General features: G+C 69.4%; 20 protein-coding genes and 2 pseudogenes. 17 read left to right on the forward strand and 5 right to left on the reverse strand.

Annotation, left to right across the window (positions count from 1 at the left end; translation table 11 throughout):
- Window positions 1-449: 449 nt before the first annotated feature.
- Window positions 450-1376 carry an acetamidase/formamidase family protein gene (locus JNW87_RS15895; protein ID WP_109801519.1) on the reverse strand — a complete coding sequence of 309 codons (927 nt, stop codon included), beginning with the start codon at window positions 1374-1376 and terminating at the stop codon, window positions 450-452.
- Window positions 1377-1465: 89 nt separating this feature from the next.
- On the opposite strand from JNW87_RS15895, the pseudogene JNW87_RS41515 reads away from it, so the two are divergent.
- The 8 genes and pseudogenes from JNW87_RS41515 to JNW87_RS15940 all read left to right on the forward strand — a co-directional run bounded on the left by JNW87_RS41515 (window position 1466) and on the right by JNW87_RS15940 (window position 9864).
- Window positions 1466-2145, forward strand: a pseudogene (locus JNW87_RS41515) (GntR family transcriptional regulator).
- Window positions 2146-2363: 218 nt separating this feature from the next.
- Window positions 2364-3845: an ABC transporter substrate-binding protein gene (locus JNW87_RS15910; protein ID WP_161557812.1), complete on the forward strand. Its 1482-nt coding sequence runs from the start codon at window positions 2364-2366 to the stop codon at window positions 3843-3845.
- A 37-nt stretch (window positions 3846-3882) separates the two neighbouring features.
- Complete coding sequence (locus JNW87_RS15915; RefSeq protein ID WP_109801515.1) at window positions 3883-4836, forward strand: ABC transporter permease; 954 nt, start codon at window positions 3883-3885, stop codon at window positions 4834-4836.
- A gap of 62 nt (window positions 4837-4898) precedes the next feature.
- Window positions 4899-5747 (forward strand): ABC transporter permease, encoded by an 849-nt coding sequence (locus JNW87_RS15920; protein ID WP_238453946.1) that lies wholly within the window; start codon window positions 4899-4901, stop codon window positions 5745-5747.
- Window positions 5744-6733, forward strand: a complete 990-nt coding sequence (locus JNW87_RS15925; RefSeq protein WP_109801513.1) for an ABC transporter ATP-binding protein — start codon at window positions 5744-5746, stop codon at window positions 6731-6733. Before JNW87_RS15920 ends, JNW87_RS15925 begins: the two co-directional genes overlap by 4 nt.
- On the forward strand, window positions 6723-7769 hold the full coding sequence (locus JNW87_RS15930) for an ABC transporter ATP-binding protein (RefSeq protein WP_109801512.1): 1047 nt from the start codon (window positions 6723-6725) through the stop codon (window positions 7767-7769). The genes JNW87_RS15925 and JNW87_RS15930 overlap by 11 nt, the downstream gene beginning before the upstream one ends.
- Entirely contained in the window at window positions 7750-9528 is a 1779-nt protein-coding gene (locus tag JNW87_RS15935) for a gamma-glutamyltransferase family protein (protein ID WP_236647690.1), read from the forward strand. The genes JNW87_RS15930 and JNW87_RS15935 overlap by 20 nt, the downstream gene beginning before the upstream one ends.
- Before the next feature lie 30 nt (window positions 9529-9558).
- Entirely contained in the window at window positions 9559-9864 is a 306-nt protein-coding gene (locus JNW87_RS15940; RefSeq protein ID WP_109801511.1) for a TSUP family transporter, read from the forward strand.
- 232 nt (window positions 9865-10096) lie between these two features.
- Here JNW87_RS15940 and JNW87_RS40670 read toward each other — a convergent pair whose 3' ends face one another.
- The 3 genes from JNW87_RS40670 to JNW87_RS15955 are packed head-to-tail and all read right to left on the reverse strand — an operon-like array spanning window position 10097 to window position 12983.
- Window positions 10097-11542, reverse strand: a complete 1446-nt coding sequence (locus tag JNW87_RS40670; RefSeq protein WP_109801510.1) for an NAD(P)/FAD-dependent oxidoreductase — start codon at window positions 11540-11542, stop codon at window positions 10097-10099.
- Window positions 11539-11808, reverse strand: a complete 270-nt coding sequence (locus tag JNW87_RS15950) for a (2Fe-2S)-binding protein (RefSeq protein ID WP_201749595.1) — start codon at window positions 11806-11808, stop codon at window positions 11539-11541. Before JNW87_RS15950 ends, JNW87_RS40670 begins: the two co-directional genes overlap by 4 nt.
- Complete coding sequence (locus JNW87_RS15955) at window positions 11805-12983, reverse strand: FAD-binding oxidoreductase (protein ID WP_109801509.1); 1179 nt, start codon at window positions 12981-12983, stop codon at window positions 11805-11807. Before JNW87_RS15955 ends, JNW87_RS15950 begins: the two co-directional genes overlap by 4 nt.
- Before the next feature lie 323 nt (window positions 12984-13306).
- On the opposite strand from JNW87_RS15955, the pseudogene JNW87_RS15960 reads away from it, so the two are divergent.
- The 9 genes and pseudogenes from JNW87_RS15960 to JNW87_RS15995 all read left to right on the forward strand — a co-directional run.
- A pseudogene (locus JNW87_RS15960) lies at window positions 13307-13867 on the forward strand (hypothetical protein); the annotation flags it as partial.
- Window positions 13868-13918: 51 nt separating this feature from the next.
- Window positions 13919-14236 (forward strand): dihydrodipicolinate synthase family protein, encoded by a 318-nt coding sequence (locus JNW87_RS39545; protein WP_255543939.1) that lies wholly within the window; start codon window positions 13919-13921, stop codon window positions 14234-14236.
- Window positions 14236-14814 carry a dihydrodipicolinate synthase family protein gene (locus tag JNW87_RS15965; RefSeq protein WP_255543940.1) on the forward strand — a complete coding sequence of 193 codons (579 nt, stop codon included), beginning with the start codon at window positions 14236-14238 and terminating at the stop codon, window positions 14812-14814. The genes JNW87_RS39545 and JNW87_RS15965 overlap by 1 nt, the downstream gene beginning before the upstream one ends.
- A 17-nt stretch (window positions 14815-14831) precedes the next feature.
- Window positions 14832-15842, forward strand: coding sequence for a proline racemase family protein (locus JNW87_RS15970; protein ID WP_109801505.1), 1011 nt, complete (start codon window positions 14832-14834; stop codon window positions 15840-15842).
- Between the two features lie 35 nt (window positions 15843-15877).
- The gene (locus JNW87_RS15975) at window positions 15878-17260 is read left to right on the forward strand and encodes an aldehyde dehydrogenase (RefSeq protein ID WP_201749585.1); all 1383 of its coding nucleotides are present in this window, start codon (window positions 15878-15880) and stop codon (window positions 17258-17260) included.
- Between the two features lie 52 nt (window positions 17261-17312).
- Window positions 17313-18260: an ornithine cyclodeaminase family protein gene (locus tag JNW87_RS15980; protein ID WP_236647688.1), complete on the forward strand. Its 948-nt coding sequence runs from the start codon at window positions 17313-17315 to the stop codon at window positions 18258-18260.
- Window positions 18257-18940: a GntR family transcriptional regulator gene (locus JNW87_RS15985; protein WP_109801502.1), complete on the forward strand. Its 684-nt coding sequence runs from the start codon at window positions 18257-18259 to the stop codon at window positions 18938-18940. Before JNW87_RS15980 ends, JNW87_RS15985 begins: the two co-directional genes overlap by 4 nt.
- A 204-nt stretch (window positions 18941-19144) precedes the next feature.
- Window positions 19145-19777 (forward strand): LLM class flavin-dependent oxidoreductase, encoded by a 633-nt coding sequence (locus JNW87_RS15990; RefSeq protein ID WP_109801501.1) that lies wholly within the window; start codon window positions 19145-19147, stop codon window positions 19775-19777.
- Window positions 19774-20973: an amidohydrolase family protein gene (locus JNW87_RS15995; RefSeq protein WP_109801500.1), complete on the forward strand. Its 1200-nt coding sequence runs from the start codon at window positions 19774-19776 to the stop codon at window positions 20971-20973. The genes JNW87_RS15990 and JNW87_RS15995 overlap by 4 nt, the downstream gene beginning before the upstream one ends.
- A 331-nt stretch (window positions 20974-21304) precedes the next feature.
- On the opposite strand, the gene JNW87_RS40675 is transcribed toward JNW87_RS15995, so the two are convergent.
- A complete protein-coding gene (locus tag JNW87_RS40675; protein ID WP_236647687.1) occupies window positions 21305-22318 on the reverse strand; it encodes an integrase core domain-containing protein in 1014 nt (337 codons plus the stop codon).
- Between the last annotated feature and the right edge of the window lie 108 nt (window positions 22319-22426).

The following is a 22426-nucleotide window of genomic DNA, read 5'->3' on the forward strand; positions in this document are numbered from 1 at the left end:
GTGTGTCTCCCGGCGCACCGATTCTGCGCCGCACGGGATCGGCGTCAAGACCAAGCCGCTGACGCGGTCGACCTCCGGTCGAGCCTTGACCCCGACCCCTTACCGGCGTTTGCCTGCACCGAGCCGGGAATCAGCACAAACCGGTCGCAGCAGTCCGACCAAAAAGGGTTGACACGGCCCCACTCCTTCAGGAATGACAGACCCCCGCGCAACGCCGCCCTCTACCGCATCGCCCTGACCCGATCACGCTGCGACCAACGCACCCGCGACTACCTCGACCGACGCACCGCCCAAGGCCTCACCCGCCGCTAAGCCATCCGCTGCGTCAAACGCTACGTCGCCCGCGAAATCTACAACCTGATCCGACAGCTCAACCCCACCACCGAGTTTCCCCGAACAGCTTGACAAACATAGGGGCATCGGCACCGCCCCGACACCTACGGGACGGATCAGGCGGGCCGCCTGGCGAGCGTGCCGAGGACCGGTAGGGGAAGGTGCATGGTCACCACCCAGTGCGGCACGTCGACGATCTCGGAGATGACGAGGTCGCCGGTCAGGCTGCAGAGCAGGTAGGCGTCGACCGGGGCGATGCCGGTGCGGGCGACCACGATGTCGACCATCCCGCGGGTCGCGTCCCGGGCGCAGCGTTGCAGGTCCGGTCCGATCCCGGTGGTGACGAGCGCGTCTCCGGAACGGTGCCCGGGCCGCGCCTGGAGCACCGGGAACGGCGGAGCGGCGCCCGGCACTACCTCGACCGAGAGTCGGACGACCGACGCGGTCTCGACCCCTGTGCCGCAGACCTCCCCGTCGCCCATGGCCGCGTGGGTGTCACCGAGGGACAACAGCGCACCCTCGACCGCGACCGGCAAAAGGACGGTGGAGCCGCGGGAGAGGTGGCGGATGTCCATGTTCCCCCCGAACCGGGTGGGGGGCACGAGCGAGTGCGGGCCGGGAGTCGCGTGGGCCACGCCGAGGGTGCCGATCATGGGCGTCAGCGGGAGGCACGCGCCGATGTCGACCTCGACCTCGTCGCCACGCACACGGGAGAGCACGAGTCGCGGGTCGGGAAAATCCTCGGCGAGTAGCCCGAAGCCCGGGATGTTGGCAGTCCATCCCCAGTCCTCGAGGGCGATGTCGAGGATGGTGACCTTGAGCCCGTCCCCCGGAGCCGCGCCGCGCACGTAGATCGGCCCCGTGACGGGATTGACCCGGGTGAAGTCGAGGGCGAGTAGGTCGGCGTCTCGCGAACCCGGGTGCAGCTGCCCGCCGGAGGAGTTGGCGAGCTCGACCTCGAGCTCCTGCCCGGACTCGATGTACGCCGCGGGTTCGATCCGGGAGTCCCAGCTCAGATGGTGCCGGTCGCGGCTCAAACGCATGGGCGCTCCCTGTGTCGTATGGGCGGGCGGCTCGTGCCACAGCACGAGGGTGTCACCGACGAAGTCCGTATACAGAATGCGGGATGAGTATGCCGCGGATCCAGCGACTGGGGGAGAGCCACCAGTCCCTCGCCGAGGCGGTCTGCGCCGAACTGCGCAGCCGTATCCTGTCTGGAGCATTGGCTCCCGGTCAGCGCCTGGTCGAGGAGGCGCTGGCGGCCACCTTCGGCGTGTCGCGCAATCCGGTACGCGAGGCGCTGCGTGTGCTGGCCGCCGAGGGCTTGGTCGAGGTCCTCCCGCGCCGAGGGGCGACCGTCTCGCTACTCACCGCCGAGGAGGCGCAGGAGCTCTTCGATCTGCGCCTCGCCGTAGAGGGGGTGGCGGCGCGGATCGCGGCGCGTAAGCGCAACCCGGACGGGCTGCGCCGGCTCGAGGAGGTGCTGGCGCAGGCGCGCGCCAGCACGAGGCGAATGACCTGGATCAGGTGGCGTCCCTCAACACCGCGTTCCACGTGACGGTGGCGCAGGCGGCCGGCAACGCCTACCTCGAGCTCGTCGCCGCGCCGGTGCTGCAGCGTGCTCAGTGGGTCTTCCTGCGGACGGCCGCCAAGCGGGCCCCGCACTCGTGGCGGGAGCACGCAGCCGTGCTGGAGGCGATCACGTCCGGCGACGAGGACGCCGCCGAGGCCGCCGCGCGCAGCCACGTCGCGGCGGCGCAGGAGTCCTTCCTCGCCGCGATTGCGAAGCTACGCACAGGCACTGAGCACTAGGGACGTCGCGCTCGTTACGCATTCGTTACCTTATCCGCCCAGTGCCGTGTGACATACTGTATACAGTCGACGAACTACTGGCAGCCCGCGTCGTCCTACCCCTTGGAGCCCCCATGCGCCTACGGTTGCTGTCTCTCCCCCTCGCGCTGTCCCTCGCACTGCCCGCCGCGGCCTGCTCCACACCCGGCGGTGGTTCCGGCGGGGCCGGGGACGGTACGGTGAAGACCGGCGGGACGGTCGTCTTCGCCCTCTCGGACGAGCCCGACGTGCTGGATCCCACGCTGGCCAACACCTTCGTCGCCCGGGTCGTCTTCACGAGCTTCTGCGAGAAGCTCTACGACGCCGACGACAAACTCAATCTCGTCCCTCAGCTCGCTGCGGAACTGCCAAAGGTGTCCGCCGACGCTCTCACCGTGACCATCCCCCTGCGCAAGGGCGTCACCTTCAATGACGGCACCCCCTTCGACGCCGAGGCGGTGAAGATCTCGCTTGACCGGCACCGGACGCTGAAGGGGTCGGCGCGGGTGAAGGAGCTCGCAGCCGTGAAGACGGTGACGGCACTGGATCCGGCGACGGTGCAGATCACGCTCTCCCGCCCGTTCAGCCCGCTCGGCGCCCAGCTCGCCGACCGGGCTGGACTCATCATGTCGCCAACGGCGCTGAAGAAGCTTGGGGACAAGTTTGGCACCAGCCCGGTCTGCGTCGGCCCGTTCAAGTTCGAGAGCCGCACCTCGGGCAGCGAGATCCGCTTCACCAAGTCGACGAACTACTACGACGCGGACAAGGTGCACCTAAGCGGCGTGACCTATCGGATCGTCTCCGACCCGAACGTCCGCGCCGCGAACCTCCAGTCCGGAGACGTCCAGGCGGCGGAGCGCCTGGCGCCCACCGATGCCCTGCAGCTCAAGTCCAACCCGGACGTCACGCTGCGCGACATCAGCGCCATCGGCTACCAGGGGCTTTCCATCAATGTCGGCAACGTGGCCGGCACCGCCGCGCCGGCCGGCCGGGTCAACACCCCTCTCGGCCGCTCCCCGCAGCTGCGCGAGGCGCTGGAGCTGAGCCTGGACCGCGATGCCATGAACAAGGTGGTGTTCGCCGGGCAGAACGCCGTGGATTGCCTCCCGTTGCCGTTGCAGAGCCGGTTCCGGCCCGCCGACGCCAAGTGCACGCCGTACGACCCGGAGAGGGCACGGCAGATTGTCGAGGCATCCGGCGAGAAGCTGCCAATCCCGGTGAATCTGCTCGTGCCGGCACGGCCCGCCGACCAGAAACTCGCCGAGGTCATCCAGTCGATGGCGAAGAAGGTCGGCTTCGACGTGCGGATCCGCCAGTCGGAGTTCGTCTCCTCGCTCGCCGCGGCGCGCGCCGGTGACTTCGACGCGTTCCTCATCGGGTGGTCCGGGCGCATCGACCCTGACGGCAATCTGGGCGACCTGGTCGGCACCGGCGGGTCGAACAACTTCGGCGGGCTGAGCGACCCCGCGTTTGACGACCTGATCAAGCGCGGGGCGCAGGCGAGCGACGACGCCGAGCGCCAGAAGATCTACACGGAGGCGTTGGCCCGCAACGCGCAGCTGCGTTCGATCATCTACCTCTACCACGAGCGCTGGTTCCTCGGGCTGTCCTCGAAACTCACGGGCGTCGTGTACCCCGGCGACGGAATCGCGCGGTTCAAGACAGCCGCGTTCACCGGCTGACGGACCACGGTTTTAACCGAGGGAGACACCGACGTAAATGGGTCAATTCATTCTCCGGCGTTCGCTCGCCTCGCTGATCGTGCTGTTCCTGGCCAGCATCATGGTCTTCCTCGGCATCCGGGCGCTCCCCGGCGACCCGGCACTGGTGCTAGCGGGCGAGAGCCCGGATGCCGCGACCATCGCCGCGATACGGGAGCAGTTCGGCCTGGACGCCCCGCTGCCCGTGCAGTACGCGAACTACGTCGCACAGACGTTCCAGGGAAACCTGGGGATCTCCACCAAGGACCGCATCCCGGTCGCCGACATCCTGGTCGAGCGCCTGCCCGTCACGCTGGAGCTGACCTCCCTGGCCATTCTCGTGGGCCTGGCCATCGGCGTCTCGGCGGGTATCGCCTCGGCGGTGCGGCGCGGTCGATCGACCGACTACGTCGCGACCGGGCTCGGTCTGTTCGGGCTCTCGGTGCCGCATTTCTGGCTCGGTCTGATCGCGATCCTCGTCTTCGCCGTCAAGCTGCGGGTGCTGCCCGCCTCCGGCTTCGTAGGCCTGGGTGAGGATCCGGTGGAGAACGTTCGCCGAATGGTGCTACCGGCACTCGTGCTCGGCACCGGGCTCTCGGCCGTCATCATGCGCCAGACCCGGTCGGCGCTGCTGGGCCAGCTGTCCGCCGACTACGTGCGCACGGCGCGGTCGAAGGGGCTCAGCCGGAGCCGCGAAATACGCCACGGGTTGCGCAACAGCCTGACCACGGTGGTCACCGTGCTCGGCCTGCAGCTGGGCGCGCTCATCAGCGGGGCGGTGGTGACCGAGCAGATCTTCGTGATCCCGGGATTCGGCAAGCTCACCGTCGATGCCGTGCTGTCCCGCAACTACCCGGTCATCCAGGGCGCCGTATTGGTCACGGTGACCGGCTACGTGGTGGTGAACCTGCTCGTCGACATCACCTACGCGTACCTGAATCCCCGCCTCCGCCTGTCGGGAGCATCGGAATGAGCAATCCTTTCAACCCGCCGACCATCGCCGGCGCGGCGGAGGCCGGTTCACCGGAAGCCGCCGTGCTCGAGCCGGCACGGCGCTGGCGACGGCTGCGCCAGCGGTTCCTGCGCCGCCGGATGGCCATCATCGGGCTCGCCTTCGTGCTTCTGTTCCTGCTGCTCGCCCTCATGGGTCCGCTGGTCGCCGGCGATCCCAGCGAACAGCACTTCGATGCGGTCCTGCAGGGTCCGTCCTTCGCCCATCCCATGGGCACGGACGATCTGGGGCGCGACGTGTTCGCTCGGATAGCGGGAGGCGCGCGGGTATCGCTGCTCGCCGGGGTCTGCTCGACCGCGCTGGCGATGCTCGTCGGGGTGCCCGTCGGACTTGTCGCGGGGTTCTACCGTGGTTGGGTCGATCCGATCATCATGCGGCTCAACGACGTCATGCTGGCGTTCCCCTTCCTGATCTTCGCCGTCGGGCTCGCCGCCATCCTCGGTGCCTCGCTGCGCAACGTCATCATCGCCCTGGCGGTGGCGCAGTTCCCCGCCGTGCTGCGCATCGCCCGCGGCGAGGCGCTCATGCTCCGGGAGCAGGACTTCCTGGCCGGAGCCATCGCCGACGGGACGCGCGACGCCGCGATCATCGCCCGCTACGTGCTGCCCAATTCGCTCAACGCGCTGATCGTCCAGGCGACGGTGGCGATTCCCGCAGCCATCATCGGGGAAGCCACCCTGAGTTTCCTGGGTCTGGGTGTCCAGCCACCGACACCCTCGTGGGGAGTCATGCTCACCCATGCCCAGCCGTACCTTGCCCAGGCACCGCTGCTCGCGCTCTTCCCCGGCCTCGCCATCGCCCTCGTCACCCTCGGGTTCAACCTGCTCGGCGACGGTCTGCGCGACGTACTCGATCCAAGGAGTGGACGTTGAGCCTGCTCGAGGTGGAGCACCTGCGCGTGGAGTTCGCCACGGAGGACGGCGCGGTCATCGCCGTCAAGGACGTCTCGTTCACGCTCGAGGCGGGCGAGATCCTGGCGCTGGTGGGGGAGTCGGGGTGTGGCAAGTCCGTGACCGCCATGTCGATCCCGCGCCTGCTGTCCGGGGATGACCTCACCCTCGGCGGCTCCGTCCGGCTCAACGGCGTCGACCTCGCCGCCCTGTCCGAGCGGCAGATGCAGGAGATCAGGGGCAAGGAGATCTCGGTCGTCTTCCAGGAGCCGATGACGTCGCTCAACCCGGCGTACACGGTGGGGCACCAGATCGGTGAGGTGCTGCGCCGGCACGAGGGCCTGTCCCGGCGGCAGGCCACGGCTCGGGCGATCGACCTGCTGGAGCTCGTGGGGATCCCGGACCCGCGGCGGCGGGTGCAGTCCTTTCCGCACCAGCTCTCCGGCGGGATGCGGCAACGCGTCATGATCGCCATAGCGGTAGCGTGCCAACCCAAGGTGCTCCTCGCCGACGAGCCGACGACCGCCCTCGACGTGACGGTGCAGGCGGGGGTCCTGGACGTCATTCAAAACCTCCGGGACAGCCTCGGCACCGCGGTCATTCTTATCACCCACGACCTCGGTGTTGTCGCGGACGTCGCCGATCGGGTGGTTGTCATGTACTCCGGTCGTCGGGTCGAACAGGCCCCGGTCCAGGCGATCTTCAGCCGGCCGCAGCACCCCTACACGGTCGGGCTCCTCGGGGCGCTGCCCGCCCGGGCGGTTACCCAGGGGGGCAGGCGCCGGCTGACCGAGATCCCGGGCATGGTGCCCCCGCCGACATCCGACCCCGACGAGTGCCAGTTCCACTCCCGCTGCCCGCGAGCGACGAGCGCCTGCACCCTCGAACGCCCGCCGCTGGGCGAAGTTGCCGACGGCCACCTGGTGGCCTGCTATCACCCTGGACCGGGAGGTCACAGTGCACGGTGATGATGACTCCGCAGTCCTTGAGGTCACCGGCCTGAAGAAGCACTACCACAGCGGGTCGAGGTTGCACGGTGGCCGGCACGTGGTCCGCGCCGTCGACGGCGTCGACCTGACCATCGGCGCCGGAGAGGTGCTTGGTCTGGTCGGTGAATCCGGCAGCGGCAAGTCGACGATCGGCAAGTGCGTGGTCCGTCTCACCGTACCTACCGCCGGGACGATGCGCCTGCTGGGCCGGGACATCTCCTCGCTCAGCCGGCGCGAGATGCGACCGCTGCGGCGCGACGTGCACATTGTGTTCCAGGATCCGTACTCTTCCCTGAACCCGCGCATGTCGGTCGGGGAGATCGTCGGGGAGCCGCTGCGCCAGCACGGTGAGGGCACGCGCCGGGAGCGCGACGGGCGCGTGGGGGAGATGCTCGAGCGGGTCGGGTTGCGCCAGCAGATGCGCCTACGCTACCCGCACGAGCTCTCCGGTGGGCAGCGGCAGCGCGTCGCGCTGGCCCGCGCCCTGATCCTGGGACCGCGGCTGGTCGTCGCCGACGAGCCGGTGTCCGCCCTCGACGTCTCGGTGCAGGCATCCATCGTGAACCTGCTCCTGGACCTGCAGCGGGACATGGGATTCTCCTGCCTGTTCATCACCCACGACCTGTCCGTCGTGGAGTTCATCAGCGATCGCGTCGCCGTGATGTACCTGGGACGCATCGTGGAGACGGCGTCGCGTGCGGACCTGTTCAAGGATCCCCAGCATCCCTACACCCAGGCCCTGCTCTCGGCGGCTCCGGTGGCGGACCCCGCGAGCAGCCGCAGATCGAGCAGGATTGTGCTCACCGGTGACGTACCGAGCCCGTCGGCGCCGCCGCCGGGTTGTCCGTTCCACACGCGGTGTCCTGTGGCGGTGCCGCGTTGCTCCACCGAGGTCCCGCCGTTGGTCGGGGTGACCTCGGCGGAGCACCCCGTCGCCTGCCACCTCGTGACGCCGGAGGACGGCGGACCCGACGCGTCACAGGGAGAGGTCACCAGTGTTCACCACCCGTCCTGAACTCGTCGGCGACTTCGGCATGGTCGCCAGCACGCATTGGCTGGCCTCGGCGACGGGCATGAGTGTGCTCGAGCGCGGAGGCAACGCGGCCGACGCGGCGGTCGCGGCCGGATTCGTCCTGCAGGTCGTCGAGCCTCACCTCAACGGGCCCGGCGGCGAGGTGCCGATCCTGCTCTGGTCGGAGGAGACCGGGGAGGTGTCGGTCATCTGCGGGCAGGGGGTGGCACCGGCCGCGGCGAGCGCCAGCCGGTTTGTGGGGCTGGGCCTGGACCTCGTGCCCGGTACCGGCCTGCTGCCCGCCGTCGTGCCCGGGGCGTTCGGCGCGTGGCTGCTCCTGCTCGAGCGGTGGGGGTCGTGGCGCCTGCGCGAGGTGCTGGAGCCCGCGATCCATTACGCCGAGAAGGGGCACCCGCTGCTCGGTCGCGTATCGGAGGCGTTGACGACCGTCGAGGAATTCTTCCGCGCCGAATGGCCCACGTCGGCGGCGACATGGCTGCCCGGGGGTAGGGTGCCGCGCGCCGGTGAGTCGTTCGCCAACCCGGTGCTGGCCCAGACCTACCGCAGGATCGTGGCGGAGGGTGAGGCGGCCGGAGGCCGCCGCGAGGTGCAGATCCGGGCGGCGCGCGACGCGTGGTACCGCGGCTTCGTGGCCGAGGCGATCGGCGCGTACTGCGCACGGGCCGAGGTGATGGACACCTCGGGTCGCCGGCACGGCGGGCTGTTGAGTGCCGACGACCTGGCCGCCTGGGAACCCACCCTCGAGCCGCCCACCACCTTCGACTATCACGGTTACACCGTCTGCAAGACCGGTCCATGGGGTCAGGGGCCCGTCTTCCTCCAGCAGCTCGCCCTGCTGGCCGGCTACGACCTGGACGGCATGGCTCCGCTGTCGGCCGACTGGATTCACGCCATTGCGGAGTGCGGCAAGCTGGCCTTCGCGGACCGTGAGGCGTGGTACGGCGACCCACGGTTCACCGACGTCCCGCTGCGGGAACTGCTGAGCGCGGCGTACGCCGACGAGCGGCGAGACCTGATAGGTGAGAGCGCATCGTTCGAGCTCCGCCCGGGAAGCCCTGCCGGGCGAACGGCACGGCTGCCCGCGTACCCACGCTCGTCATCCTCGTCCCACAGTGCGGCGGGGGTAGGCGAGCCGACCATCGCAGCGGACGGGGAAACCCGCGGGGACACGTGTCACCTGGACGTGGTCGACCGCAACGGCATGATGATCTCGGCTACCCCGAGCGGCGGGTGGCTGCAGAGCTCGCCGACCATCCCGAGCCTGGGATTCTGCCTGAGCACCCGAGGCCAGATGTTCTGGCTGGAGGAGGGGCTGCCAGCGACTCTGCGTGGCGGTGCCCGTCCCCGCACGACCCTGACCCCGTCCTTCGCGCTCCGTGACGGACGGCCGTGGATGGCGTTCGGTACGCCGGGTGGCGATCAACAGGACCAGTGGTCTCTACACCTCTTTCTCAACGTGGTGCATGGCCGGATGGGCCTCCAGGAGGCGATCGACGCCCCAGCTTTCCATTCGACGCACGTGCCGAGCTCGTTCTATCCACGCGACGCCGAGCCGGGACACGTGTACGTGGAGGAGCGAGTGGACCCCGCGGTCATCGCGGAGCTGCGACGGCGAGGGCATGAGGTACGCGTGGTCGACGGGTGGTCGCTGGGTCGGCTCAGCGCGGTCGCGCGCGAGGGAGGCTGGTTCAAGGCGGCCGCGAATCCGCGCGGCGGCCAGGGCTACGCGGTCGGACGCTGAGCGCCCCCGGTGACTCTCACTGATGCCCTGATGCTCGCCGCCGCCGGCTTCCTCGGCGGAGGGGTCAACGCGGTAGCGGGCGGCGGATCCCTCATCTCCTTCCCCACGCTGCTCGCCGCCGGCTATCCGAGCGTCACGGCCAACGTCACGAACACGGTCGCGCTGTGGCCCGGATATCTCGGCGGGACGATCGGCTACCGCACGGAGCTTGCCGGGCAACGGGAGCTGGGGGCGGCGCTGTCAGCGACGGCGGTCGCCGGAGCGGCCGTCGGCTGCGGCCTGTTGCTGACGACCTCATCCGAGGTGTTCTCCGCGCTCGTTCCACTGCTAGCCTGATTCGTCAGCACATCGGACATGTCCGCGGTACGTGGGCCGGTCCGGCCTGGCAAGACTCCGCAGGATGAGGCCCCGCCTCCGCCAACTTGAACACCTCACCGGCCAGAAGGTCACCCTCAACCCCAGCCCGGACCTATCCGTCGCAGTCTGACACCACCAACGACGCCGAAGCCCCGCTCCTCTCCGCTTCGCCGGGCGCTACCGCCTGCCCCCTCACTGACCGATTTTCGAGTCAGTCGTCGGCCAATCTGGCGAGGCTGCCGAGGGGAGTGGGCGTGGCGATCGGACGGTCCGCGAATGCCCGCATGTCCGAGTCAACGGCAGCACGTCCAGTGTGTCGAGCGGTCAGGCATACCGTCGCGAAGCCGCACACGCGGCCCTGGCACCAGCCCATACCGGGGCGGACGAGCAGTTTGACGGTACGGGGGTCAGTCGCGCCCAATTCGTCTACCGCCCGCCGGAGGCTGCCGGCGGTAACCTCCTCGCATCGGCACACCAGGGTCTCGTCGTCGACATCGTCGAGCAGCGCGTCCGGAATGGAGTAGACCCGGTGCATGACCGTCGCGAATTCGCGCAGCGCCCCCCGCCGCCTTCTCAGCGGCACGTCGTTTCGGACGGGAGTGGCGTCGAGCGACCGGGCGACGGCGTACCCGGCGATCATGCCTTCGACCGACGCGAGGTCGGCCCCGCCGACGCCGGTGGATTCCCCAGCGGCCCAGACTCCCTCGACGGTCGTCTGCTGGTTGTCATCGACGTCGACGATCAGACTTGAGTCGACGTCCATCCGGGTCGCGCAGCCGAGTTGCAGATGCAGCTCCAACTGCGGGGTGAAACCCCAGCCGACGGCGAGCAGATCGCAGGCCACAGATCGTTCCGTATCTGCCAGCGGTCGTCCGTCCCTATCGAGCCGGGCGACGACTACACCCTCCAGCCGATCGTTCCCGAAGGCTCGAATGACGGCGTGCCGGTGTCGAACGGCGACACGGTGCCGGAGGAGTGCCACGCCGTACGTCGCCGCCTCGCCCAGCTTGTTGATCGCGCCGAATACCGCCCGGGGCGAGCGGGTGAACGCGAGAGGCGTGTTCGCTTCGATGACCGCTGCGACCCGGGCGCCGTAGCGGGCGAGGCCGACGGCGACCGGGAGGAGGAATGGGCCGGTTCCGGCTACCACCACCGTCTCGCCAGCGACGACAAGGTGGCCCTTCAGCAGCGATTGCACCCCACCGGCTGTCATGACACCAGGTAGGTCCCAGCCGGGGAACGGCAGTTGCCTGTCGTACGCGCCGGTGGCGAGGACGAGTCGGCGCGCGTGGATGGTGACCGGCGGCTGCGCATCACGCTGGCGGGGTTCCGCGCCGACGTTGCAGTGCAGCGACCACCGGTCATCGGCCTGCGCGATCGACCAGACGTGATGTCCGGCGAAGCGGACGGCCCTCCCGGCCGACGCCAGTGCGCTCAACCTGGTCGTGGTGTCGGTGAAACGGCGCCACGAATGGTGCAGCGTATTCGGCTTGAACGTGCCAGCGCCGGGGGCCGGCGACCGCCAGTACTGTCCGCCGGGGCCAACTCCGGCGTCGATGAGCGCCACGGTCACTCCCGACTCGGCCGCAGCCAGCGCCGCCGCGAGGCCGGCGGGTCCGGCTCCGACGACCGCGACATCGAACGCGTCCTGGTTCACCGCCCGGTTCCTTCCTGGGTGCGCACCTGGTCACCCGGTTGAGCTGGCACGAGGCAGGCCCGCAGCGAAGGTTGTCCGTTGACGGTGACCAGGCAGTCGAAGCAGATGCCTATGCCGCAGAACAAGCCACGGGCGCGCTGGCCCTGGCGTGTGGTTCGCCAGGACCGGATGCCGGCGGCCGTAAGGGCCGCACCAACCGTCCAGCCCTCTCGGCACGGGATGGGCGTGCTGTCAAAGGAGATCTCGAACTGGGAGGGAGTGGTCACGCGGCAACCTCCGTACCAAATCGGTCGGGCCGGAACGGATGCAGGTCGATGTCGGGCGGGGCACCGATCAGCGTCTGCGCGATGAGCCGGCCAGTACCAAGGGAAAGCCCGATCCCGGCTCCCTCGTGCCCGCATGCGTGGTAGAGGCCAGGGGCGCGCGGGTCCGGCCCGATCACCGGGAGGTGGTCGGGGCAGTAGGGCCGGAATCCGCGGTAGGCGCGCATCACCGCGACGTCGCCGAGCATGGGAAACAGCCCTACGGCACCGGCGGCGAGCTGCCGAAGAGCGGGTAGAGAGATCGTACGGTCGAAGCCCACCCGTTCCCGGCTGGCGCCGATCAGCACCGTGCCCGCGCGGGTTCCCTCAACGACCGTGGAGGTCTGCAGGGCGGCGGAGTCGCTGGCCACGTCGGCGACGTAGTCGGCGAAGTACACCTTGCGCCGGATCAGCGGGGGCAGTGGCTCGGTGACCAGGATGAATCCCCGGCGCGGCGCCACCGGCACCCGGACCCCGGCGAGACCGGCGAGTTCCCCCGCCCATGTGCCGGTCGCGTTGAGGACGGCACCGGCGGAGATCTCGCGTCGCGGCGTGCGGACACCGGTGACCCGGTCCCCGCGGCGCAGGTAACCGGTCACCGGTTCGTGGGGCAGCACGCTGGTGCCGGACAGGCGGGCCAGCCGGAGCAGGTGCGCCGCGGCGAGCATCGGTTGTACCTGCAGGTCCTGGGGGTACAGGCAGCCGCCGGCGAGGTCGTCGGCGAGGTGCGGTTCATGCTCGCGTAATTCGTGGCGGGGTACGGCGACGGCCTCTATGCCGAACGCCCGTTGCTCCCTCGCCAGTCGCTCCAGGCTGTTCAGAATCGTGTCGCTCGAGGCGACCACGAGTCCACCCTTGAATTCCAGCTCCACCGCGGAGCCGAACGTCCGCCCATCCAGGGGTAGGTCGGAGAGTTCGCGCCATTGGCGGTTGGACAGCAGCGCGAGGTCGAGTTCGGGGCCCGGTTCCTTGTCGGAGACGAGAATGTTCCCCTCGCCGGCGCCGGTCGTGCCGCTGACGATCGGCCCGCGCTCGATGACGGTGACCGACAGGCCCTCGCGTGCCGCGTAGTAGGCGCACGCCGCCCCGACGATCCCGGCGCCGATCACGACGAGGTCGGCGCTCGCGGTTGTCGTCATGGCGTGAGGGCCTGTTCGGTGATGACCTCGAGGGCGCCGGTCGCGGGGTGCGGGCGGATCTCGCGGTCCGTGCGCGCACAGGCCGTTAGAGCGGGCGGGACGGGGAGCTCGTGGCTGCTGCCGGCGAGGGGCCTGTCCGGGGGTTCGGCCATGTACTGCTCCTGTGGTGGCGACGTCTCGACGTCATTGACCAAGCCGTTGTAGTGTGACATTGTACTGATACTCCAGTCGAGGGGGCCCGGGGTAAGAATCCGTCGAGGTCGTCGACATCCCCCACAACCTAGTGAGGTGCCCGTGTCAGGAAATCCACGGTCGAAACCCGCAGCGGCCTGACCGTCGAAGTGCTCAACACCGACTTCGAAGGGCGGGTGCTGCTCTGCGACGCGCTGACGTTGGCGGCGCAGGAGGCCCCCGACGTCATCATCGACGTCGCGACGTTGACCGAGTCCTGTGTCGTGGCCCTTGGGCCCGCCGTCGCGGGCCTGTTCAGCAATGACGACGACCTCGCTGACCGAGTGCTGGGCGCGGCCGACAAGGCGGGCGAGCCGGTGTGGCGGCTCCCGCTCGACGAGCGCTACGCCGACCAGGTGCGCTCCGAGATCGCGGACCTGAAGAACTTCCCCGGCACCAAATACGGGCGAGCGATCACCGCTGCCCTGTTCCTCTCGCGATTCGTCCCGCTGCAGACGGCCTGGGCACACCTGGACATCGCCGGCCCTGCGTGGAGCGACCGTCACGGAGGCCTCGGCGCCACCGGCTTCAGCACAGCGACGTTGCTGCGATTTCTCGAATCCACGGCGCAACAGCCGATACAGACGTTCCGCCCACCGGCGCGCGCCGCGGCAGCCTCGGCGCGCGACCGACACGACAACAACGGGGACTGAGGCCCGCCCGCGACGACTGTCGGGCCCTCAACATCAACGATGGGAGCAACTATGCAAGCGCGACAGAAGCCCTGGCACGGCGTGCTGGTGGCCACGGCGCTACCGATGGACGACCGGCTCGGGGTCGACCTCGACCGTTACGCCGAGCACGTCCGGTGGCTGGCCGCCGAGGGGTGCGACGGCGTGACCCCGAACGGATCGCTGGGGGAGTACCAGACCCTGACCGATAGCGAGCGCCGTTCGGTCGTGCGTGCGGCCGTGGACGCGGCGCCGGACGGCTTCACCGTGATGCCCGGCGTCGCCGCCTACGGCGCGCCGAAGCGCGGCGGTGGGCAGAGGACGCCGCAGAGGCCGGCTGCGCCACGGTGATGCTCCTGCCACCGAACGCGTACCGCGCCGACGAGCGTGCTGTCATCGAGCACTACCGGGAGGTCGCCAATGCCGGCGTACCGGTGGTGGCCTACAACAACCCGATCGACACCAAGGTTGACCTGACGCCGGCTCTGCTCGCGCGGCTGCACGGGGAGGGTCTCATCGTGGGCGTCAAGGAGTTCACCGGTGACGTCCGCCGGCTCTACCAGATCGCCGAGCTGGCGCCGGACCTGGATGTTCTCGCCGGTTCCGACGACGTCACCCTGGAACTGGTCCTCGCCGGGGCCCCCGGATGGATCTCCGGATACCCTAACGCGTTGCCGCGTTCCTGCGTGCAGATGTTCAACGCCGTCGCCGCGGGCGACCTGGCCACGGCGCTGCCGCTTTACCGTCTGCTGCACCCGCTTCTGCGTTGGGACTCGAAGACCGAGTTCGTGCAGGCGATCAAGCTGTCGATGGACATCGTCGGGCGCTACGGCGGGCCGTGCCGGCCACCGCGAGCGCCGCTGACCGACGAGCAGGAACGCATCGTTCGAGAGGCCACCGAGAAGGCGGTCGCTGCCGGATGCCGGTAGCGGAAGGGCAGTAGTCAATGCGCAGCACACATGTCTTCCACGCCGTCGACTCGCACACCGAGGGCATGCCGACCCGGGTGATCACCGGCGGCGTCGGTGCCATCCCCGGCAACTCGATGTTCGAACGCCGCCAGTATTTCCTCGACAACCTCGACCACATCCGCACGCTGCTGATGTACGAGCCGCGCGGGCACTCGGCGATGAGCGGGGCCATCCTGCAGCCGCCGACCCGCCCGGACGCCGACTGGGGCGTGTTGTACATCGAGGTGAGTGGGTGCCTCCCGATGTGCGGACATGGCACCATCGGGGTGGCCACGGTGCTGGTAGAGACGGGCATGGTGACGGTCACCGAACCGGTCACCGAGATCCGGCTCGACACCCCCGCCGGGCTGGTCGTCGCCGAGGTGGCGGTCCGCGACGGGCACGCCGAGTCGGTGACGCTGCGCAATGTCGCGTCCTACGCGCACGAGATGGACGCGACGGTCGAGGTGCCGGGCCTGGGCCCGGTCACCCTCGACCTCGCGTTCGGCGGCAACTTCTACGCCATCCTCGGGCTGGACCAGCTCGACATCGCGTTCACGCCCGGGGATGCCAAAGTCCGCCAGCGGATGCTGGACGCAGGTCTGGCCATCATGGACGCGGTCACCGAGCAGCTGAACCCGGTGCATCCGGAAAACCCGGAGATCGCCGGCTGCCATCACGTCTACCTGGCTGCACCCGGATCGGACGCCCGACACTCGCGGCACGCGATGGCGATCTATCCCGGCTGGTTCGACCGCTCACCGTGTGGCACGGGCACCTCGGCGAGAATGGCCCAGCTGCACGCGCGGGGCGAGCTGCCGCTGGACACCGACTTCGTCAACGAGTCGGTCATCGGCAGCCGGTTCATCGGCCGGCTGCTCGGTCAGACCATGATCGGCGACCGGCCGGCGGTGCTGCCGGCGGTCACTGGGCGGGCCTGGATCACCGGCACCGCCCAGTACTTCCTCGACTCCACCGACCCGTTCCCCGCCGGCTTCCTGCTGTAGCCGACGCCTGCTGTCATCAACGTTTGGAGTTCATCGTGTCCATCGTGCAGTCCGCATCTCCGCAGAAGCCAGACGACGTCGTCGTGTCGGTGGCCGAGGCGACCGCTGGCGATGTCGCGAAGGCCGCCCGGCTCGCCCGTGACGCGCAGCGCGGATGGGCTGCCGCGACTCCCGCCGAGCGGGCGAACGCGCTACATGCGGCGGCGGACGCGGTGGCGGCCGCGGCCGACGGGTTGACCGCGCTGGCGGTCCGTGAGGTGGGCAAGCCGGTCGCCGAGGCGCGCGGGGAGGTGGCCCGTTCCGTGGCCATCCTGCGGTACTACGCCCAGCAGGTGTTCGACCCGGTCGGCGCAGTGCACGAGTCGAGCAGCGGGGCGGGGCTGGCCTACACCCGGCGTCGCCCGCGGGGACTGACCGGCCTGGTCACACCGTGGAATTTTCCGCTGGCGATCCCGCTGTGGAAGGCCGCGCCGGCACTGGCCTTCGGCAACGGCGTTCTGCTCAAGCCGGCACCGCAGGCCACGGCCTCCGCGTTGCGACTTGCTGAACTGCTCACGCCGCATCTGCCCGAGGGGCTGCTCGCCGTGCTGCCGGGCGACGCCGAGGCCGGGCAGGCGGTCATCGAGGCGAGTGACGTGGTCTCCTTCACCGGGTCCGCGGCGGTCGGCTCGATCGTCGCGTCAGCCGCCGCCGCCCGCGGCGTCCCGGTGCAGTGCGAGATGGGCGGCCAGAACCCGTCCGTCGTGTTGCCCGACGTCGACGTCGAAGCCGTCGCGCGACAGGTCGCCTACGCCGCCTTTGGCTACGCAGGGCAGAAGTGCACCGCCACCAAGAGAGTGATCGTGGTCGGTGACGCGGCGCGGTTCGCCGACGCGCTGGTCGCCGCGACGGAAGCCCTGGTCTGCGGTGACCCCGCCGATCCCACCACCACCGTCGGACCGGTCATCGAGCAGGGGGCGCGGGACCGGGTGCTCGACGCGAGCCTCGGCGGCGCGGCCGCTGGCGGTCGGGTGCTCACCGGCGGCCGTGCAGGTACGGGCGCGGGCTGGTTCGTCGCGCCGACGATCGTCGACAACCTGCCGGTCGATCACCTGCTCCTGCGGGAGGAGGTGTTCGGGCCAATCTGCGCGTTGACTCAGGTCGATAGCGTCGCCGACGCGCTGGAGGCGGCCAACAACGTGCGGTACGGGCTGGCTGCCTCGGTGTTCACCGCCGACCTGGACGCCGCGCTGCGGTTTGCCGACGGGTCGGCGGCCGGCCAGATCAAGATCAACGCTCCAACGACCGGCGTTGACTTCTACCTTCCGTTCGGCGGGGAACGCGATTCCAGCCTAGGCCCGCGGGAGCAAGGCAAGGCGGCGCAGGAGTTCTACACTTCCCTGCACACCGTCACCGCCGCTGCCCCCGTCCGCGCATGAGTACCAGCGACCGGCCGCGCCGGCCTCGGGGACAACCGAATGAGACTCAGCGGTGATTTCTCTGCCGATGATCGACGCGACCGCCATCCGGCGGGCGCTGCCGATGGCGGCCGCGATCGACGTGATCGTGGCCGCGCTGGTGGCCGGGCTCGACCCCGACCAGGCGGCAGCGCGCAGTATCTCGGACTTCACTGCGGGACAGGTGCTGTCGATGCCGGCCGAGGTTGGAGGTCGGGTGGGGGTCAAGCTCGCCACCGCCGCGCCGGGAAATCCCCGTATCGGGCTGCCCCGCATCCAAGCCGTCTACGTGCTGATGGATGGAGCGACGCTGACGCCGATCGCGCTGCTCGACGGCACCGAACTGACCAACCTCCGCACGCCGGCGGTATCCGCCGTGGCCGTGGACCGACTGGCAGTGCCGCAGGCGAACCATCTCGTACTCTTCGGAACGGGACCGCAGGCATGGGGTCACGTGGAAGCGGTGCGTGCGGTTCGTCCGATCAGCCGGGTGAGTGTCGTGGGCAGAGACGGGCATCGCACGAGAGCATTCGTGGAGCGTCTGCGCGGACTCGGCCTCGACGCCGCACCGGGGACCGCCGCGGCGGTGGCCGGTGCCGATGTCATCGCCTGTTGCACCACGGCGCGTGAGCCGCTCTTCGACGGTCGACTGCTGGCCGATCACGCCGTGGTGGTTGCGTGCGGCTCTCATGAGCCCACCGCGCGCGAGGTGGATACCGAGACGGTCCGGCGCAGCGTGGTCGTGGTCGAATCGGTTGCCTCGGCATGCGCGGAGGCGGGCGACGTCATCATGGCGATGGCCGAAGGTGCGGTGGCCCGGACGGGGTTGGTGGGCCTGGCCGCGTTGGTAGGCGGCGAGACCGCCACCGCCGGGCCGAGCCTCTTCAAAAGCGTCGGCATGGCCTGGGAAGATCTGGTTGTCGCGTCAGCCGTGTTCGATACTTCCGCATCTCATGTGCGGCCGCAGGAAGGTGCATCATGACCGAGTCGTTGGACCTGCCGTTTTTGGAGGAGCGGCCCAGCGTGCGTGGCCGGGTTGCCCACGCCCTGCGTGCCGCGCTCGTTGCCGGCCAGATGCGACCCGGCGAGGTCTATTCCGCGCCGACCCTCGCCGCGCAGTTCGGTGTGTCGCCCACCCCGGTCCGGGAGGCGATGCTCGACCTGGTCAAGGAAGGCCTCGTCGAGACCGTGCGCAACAAGGGTTTCCGGGTCACCGAGTTGTCCGACCAGGAACTGGACAACATCACGGAGATACGGCAACTGATCGAGGTGCCCGCGACCGTCAAGGCGATCGACATCGCGACCGCTGACGACCTGGCGCGGCTACGGCCGATGGCGCAGCGGATCGTCGACGTGGCGCAGGAGAGGGACCTCATCGCATACATCGAGCACGACCGCCGTTTCCATCTGGAACTTCTGTCACTGATGGGCAATGCGCACCTGGTCTCGCTGGTCGGCGAGCTGAGGGCCCGGTCCCGGCTGTTCGGGCTCACCCGGCTCGCCGAGAGCGGCGAGCTGGGCACCTCGGCGTTGGAACACATTCAGATGCTCGACCTCATCGCGGCGAAGGACCGCTCGGGCCTGGAACGGTTGATGAAGGCGCACATCGGTCACGTGCGCGGCAGTTGGGCAGGTCGGGACGAGGAACCCCGACGCCGATAACCGCGAGTCGGCCGGATACCTCCCGACCGGCCGGCGCTGTCGGCGCGCTCTTGTTCGCGACCGGTTGTCACGACGAGGGTCGGTTCATCAGAGCACCCCGGCGATGTTTGTCGCCGATGCTCGCTCCGCGCGTTCGCTGGTCGTCCTGCCCCCGGGCACGGCGCCCGGCGACCGCGATGCCATGTGATCGAACGGAGGAAACAATTGCTCGCCCTGTCGGCGCTTGTCCTTCCCGACCGGGATCCACCCGCTGCCTTCATCGCTGATGTCCACGCCGAGAGCGCCGGCTTGCGTACGGTGTGGACCTACGACCACCTGAGCTGGCCGGCGCTGAAGGAGCGGCCGTGGTACGCCAGTGTTCCGCTGCTGGCCGCCGCCGCGGTTGCCACCACTCGGGTGCGGTTGGGTACCCGGGTGGCGACGCCGAACTTCCGGCATCCGGTCACGTTCGCGAAAGAGATCATGACGCTCGACCGGATCAGCGGTGGGCGGCTCGACGTCGGGGTGGGCGCGGGCACCGAAGGCCCGGACGCGACGGTTCTGGGGGATGTTTCACGGGATCGCCGTGAACGGACCGAGCGGTTCGCCGAATGGATCGGCCTGCTCGACCATCTGCTCACCCACCACGTCACCACGGTCAGGGGAGAGCGTTTCAGCGCCGTCGACGCGCGGCAGATCCCCGGCTGTGTCCAGCATCCGCGGGTGCCCCTGACGGTTGCCGCCGCAGGCCCCCGGGCGGCGGCGGCCCGCGAGTACGGTGTCCTGGTGCACCCGGACACGTTCGAGGTGGACCTCCTCGCCACCGCACGGCTGCGGAGCGCGGAGCCGGTCGGATGACCTCCCCCGGCAGCCTGACCATCGTCAACGCGGCCATCTTCGACGGGGTGTCGGCCGAGTTGACCGACGGACCGATCCACGTCGTCGACGGAACCATCGTCGACATCGGCGGGGCACGGCAGCCGGCCGAGCGGGTGGTCGACGCGCGTGGCGGTACCGTCATCCCAGGCCTCATCGACGCGCATTTCCACGCCTACGGCACCGACCTGGACCTGCTCACGTTGGAGTCCAGCCCGCTCAGTTACGTCGCGCTGGCCGGCGCCCGACGCCTCGCGTCCGCACTCGGACGGGGGTTCACCACCGTACGTGACGTGGCTGGAGGAGATCCTGGCCTGGCCAAGGCCATCGCGCAGGGCCTCATCGCGTCGCCGAGGTACCTATACACCGGCCCCGCGCTGTCGCAGACCGGCGGGCACGGCGATTCCCGCCCGGGCGACCTGGACCTGTGCGCGTGCGGGAGCCACATCGCGGAGATCGTGGACGGAGTAGACGCCCTGCGCCGTGCGGTACGCGACCGCTTCCGGCGGGGCGTCCACGCCACCAAGATCATGGCTTCGGGCGGAGTCGTCTCACTAACCGACCCGATCCGCATCCCGCAGTACTCGCCGGAGGAGATCCGCGCGGTGACCGACGAGGCGACCCGTCGCGGCAGTTACGTCGCCGCGCACGCCTATTCGCCGGAGGCGATCGCCCACGCCGTGGAGAACGGTGTGCGCACCATCGAACACGGCAACCTCCTTGACGCGCCCACGGCCAAGCTGATGGCCGAGCACGGTGCGTTCCTCGTGCCCACCCTGGCGGCGTATGACGCGATGGACCGTCGCGGCGAGGAACTCGGACTCGCTCCGATCTCCCAGGCCAAGAACCGCGAGGTACTGGACGCCGGCCGGCGGGCGATCGAGTGCGCCCGGGCCGCGGGCGTACCGATAGGCTTCGGAAGCGACCTGATGGGTGTGCTCGAGGACGAGCAACTCACCGGGCTTCGACTCCAGGTCGAGGTCGAAGGGCCGCTGGCGGCACTGCGCTCTGCGACCTCGGTCAACGCCGAGATCATCTGCCGTGAGGATCTCGGCCGCGTCGAGGTCGGTGCTACGGCCGACCTCGTGATCCTAGACGGAAATCCCTTCGACGAGCCGTCGGTGCTTTGGGCGGGCCCCGAACGTCGGACAGTCATCCAGAATGGGAGCCTGAGGTAGTCCCGGCGAGTCGGGCACTAACCTTCTCGACCGTCTAGCAGGGCGCTGAGGGCCCCGTGTTTGCGGCCGGCGCGCTACCGGGCCGGCTCAAGGATGGGGGAGCGGATTGGGAGCAGCAGGGTGCACTGAACGGCGCGCAACTGCACTCAACAGCGTTGAACTGCTCTGAACGGCAATGGCCCGGACCTGCGGTTCGACGTTTTGGCTGCTCAAAGGCGCTGTGGCGTCCCGTTTCACACCGAAGAGGTCACTGGTTCGATCCCAATATCGCCCACCGTAAATATTTGCAGCTAGGAAGCCCTGCCCTTGCCGGAAACCTCGTCCGCGCAGGTCAGGCGGCATGTCGGTACTCGTAGAGGATGCCGCCGAGGCGATCGCGTCGTCGTATGTCGAGGCGGGTTATCTTGTTCGGATCGGCGACCAGCGCCGGCAACGGGTACAGCGGGCGGGCGTTGGCGATGCCCTGATGCGGGCGGTGTCCGTTGTAGAACTGTTCGAACTCGCGCAGCGCGTGGAGCAGGTGCCGCTGGCCCCGGATCAAGGTGCGGTCCAGTAGTTCGCGACGGCAGGTCTGTACCCAGCGTTCCATGATTGAATTCATTCTTGGCATCTGGATGCCGCTGAGTACGACGTCGATGCCCGCGTCGGCGAGGATGGCGTCGAACATCTCGGGGAACTTGCCGTCGCGGTCGCGGATTATGAAGCGTGCCCGGCAGCCGGTGTCCTCGAGGTCCATGATGAGGTTCTTCGCGGCTTGCACCACCCAGGAGGCGGTCGGGTGCGCGGTGGCTCCCAGGATCCGGATCCTGCGGCTGGCGTGCTCGATCGCCGCGAACACGTACATCCGTGTCCCGGTGAGGGTGATCGTTTCCAGGAAGTCGCAGGCCAGCAGGGCGTCGGCTTGGGAGCGCAGGAAGTCGGCCCAGGTACTGGCCGCCCGCTCGGGCGCCGGGTCGATCCCGGCCTCCTGCAAGATCTCCCACACGGTCGACGCGGCCATTTTTACCCCCAGCACCAGCAGTTCGCCGTGCAGACGCCGGTAGCCCCAGCTGGGATTTTTCCGAGCCAGGCGCAGCACCAGGGCACGGATGGAACGAACCGTGCGCGGCCGGCCCGGGCGCTTGGGCCGGGAGGCAGCTGCGTGCCGGCGGGCCAGCAGATCGCGATGCCAGCGCAGCACCGTGTCGGGGCGCACTAGCAACCGCAACCGCCGCAGCACGTCGCGCGGCAGCCGGTGCAGCAGGACCGCCAGGAACGCCCGATCGCTCGCGTCGAAGCGCACTTTCTCCTTGCCCAGTTGGCGCTCCAGCATCGTGATCTGATGGCGCAGGGCAAGGATCTCCACGTCCTTGTCCCAATGCCGCGTAGCCTAAGTTGATCATGGAGTTTGGTGGCTGAGCTTGTAGAGCCGGATCGTGGCGGGTCTGTCGTGGCGGACGCCGCCTGGTTCGTC

This window comes from Micromonospora sp. ATA51, from assembly GCF_016802855.1.
GTDB classification, from domain to species: Bacteria; Actinomycetota; Actinomycetes; order Mycobacteriales; family Micromonosporaceae; genus Micromonospora; species Micromonospora sicca.